This window comes from Thalassobacter sp. 16PALIMAR09, from assembly GCF_000765485.1.
GTDB lineage: Bacteria > Pseudomonadota > Alphaproteobacteria > Rhodobacterales > Rhodobacteraceae > Thalassobacter > Thalassobacter stenotrophicus.
Window position 1 is genome coordinate 1 of the sequence record NZ_JHAK01000029.1, and the last position, 1,712, is coordinate 1,712.

The 1,712-nt window shown below is 60.4% G+C and carries 2 protein-coding genes; both read left to right on the plus strand.

The features are described 5' to 3' along the window. Positions 1–174 precede the first annotated feature (174 nt). The gene (locus tag PM04_RS17140) at positions 175–1,080 is read left to right on the plus strand and encodes a hypothetical protein (RefSeq protein ID WP_038009121.1); all 906 of its coding nucleotides are present in this window, start codon (positions 175–177) and stop codon (positions 1,078–1,080) included. Then, on the plus strand, positions 1,080–1,712 hold a 633-nt coding region (locus PM04_RS17145), incomplete at its 3' end, for a hypothetical protein (RefSeq protein WP_038009123.1). The genes PM04_RS17140 and PM04_RS17145, both read left to right, overlap by 1 nt.

Here is a 1,712-nt window from a genome sequence, read left to right on the forward strand (position 1 = left end):
GGGCGGAAGCCGAGAAATCGGCCTGATCGCTCAGGACGTCCAAGCCGTCACACCTGAGGCCGTCGTCGAGACCGAAGGCCTGCTGCGGCTGGCATATGGCAACCTCGTCGGGCTTCTCGTCGAGGCCATCAAAGACCTCTCGGCCGAGGTCGAGCAGCTGAAAGGCAAAAACCGATGATCGAGACAGGATTGCACGTCATCTACAATACGACAGCGCGGCTGCATTACGCGGTGGATGTTCAAGATACCTACGCCGGCATCTGTGTTTTTGAGCCATGCCAAGAAGGGCAAGTCGCGCCTGACTATATTGGCGAGATTGCTTGGCAAGACTTAAAGGAGGCCCTCGAGAAGCCGCAGGAAAGCTTCAACAAGGCCGGCTTTGTCGATCTGGAGGGCAATGGCGTCTTTGTGCCCGACCTGCCCGGGTGCCCCCATGGCGCGGTCTACAAAGGCCGCTCCTACATCTTCCTCGACGGCATGGTCGGACACGACGAGCTGACTGACTACGCCCTGATCGATATCATGACCGACAACAATGGCTTCCCTTTGCCGTGGCGCAACCGATTTGCCCAATCTGCGCGCGAGAAGGTGGACACTTCCTTCCGGCACCGGGCACGGACACAGGCGTCAAACGCCCTTGTGATCTTTATGCCTATCGCCGGGCCATTGTCTGGCGCGCGCGTTGAGCTCCTCTGCGATCAAGACCCGATCCTGCTGAACGGGACGACCGTGGCAAGCCGCATAGATGACGCGACAATCCCCAACGATGGGGTCTGGTTTAAGCAGTTCTACTTCCACGCGGTGGGAACGGAGACCGTGAGCCTGCCCGCCGGTGGCAGAGTAGAGGTACCGATTGCGTTGAAATGGAACGGGGATGGGGCGCCCTGCCCCCATGCTCTGACACTGAAGCTCGAGAGCAATGCCGGCTATTTGCCCAAGCGGCGATTGGCGACAAATGAAAATGGTCTCGGCAGCTTTGCGATTGAGGCTCTGGGCCTCCGCCCCGGCGACCGGATCGCGGTCAAGGTGAACACCGAGCACTACACCGCCATCGGCAAGATCCTCCTGGAGGTCGTGTAATGGAGATCGCCACCACCACCGAGCTGCAGATGATCTACCCGGCCTTCGTGATGCACAAGCATTGGGACATGCCCGAGGGCTTCAACGACCGGCTGTACGCGCTGGCCGCCAAGGACGCTGTGGCCAACCGGATCAATGACGCAGACGACGGCCGCAACGTTGGCGACCAAACCAACCATCTCGGGCATCTGCGGCACAACTTCATGATCGATAAGCGAGACACGGCAATTGCAGCCCTAGCCGAGATGGTGGCTGCGGCTGTGCGCGAATATCTGCAGCTGGCCTATGGATACAAGCACACCGGGGATATCTCGATGATGTCCGACACCTTTTGGCAGCGCCGGGCTGACAAGGAAAACGTGGGGATCAACACCCACACCCATATCCAGACCGACATCGTTTGCACCTATTATCCCCGGGTGACGCTGGACGCGGACTGCCCCATGACCTCGCTGCATCGGGGGTCGGTACGCTTCTACGATCCGGCAAACATCGGCAAGCGCCTCTGGCCGTGCAACAACCCCGACGCCTACGTCGGCGGCTGGTACGCGGTCGAGCCCCGCACGGGTTCCATGCTCGTCTTCGAGGGCCACGTGCCCCACGACAGCACGTATTTTGAGGGTGAGGAGCGC

What these genes read in the sequence shown, in the direction of transcription:
- PM04_RS17140 (WP_038009121.1), top strand. Translation starts at nt 175, where the DNA reads ATGATCGAGACAGGATTGCACGTCATCTACAATACGACAGCGCGGCTG.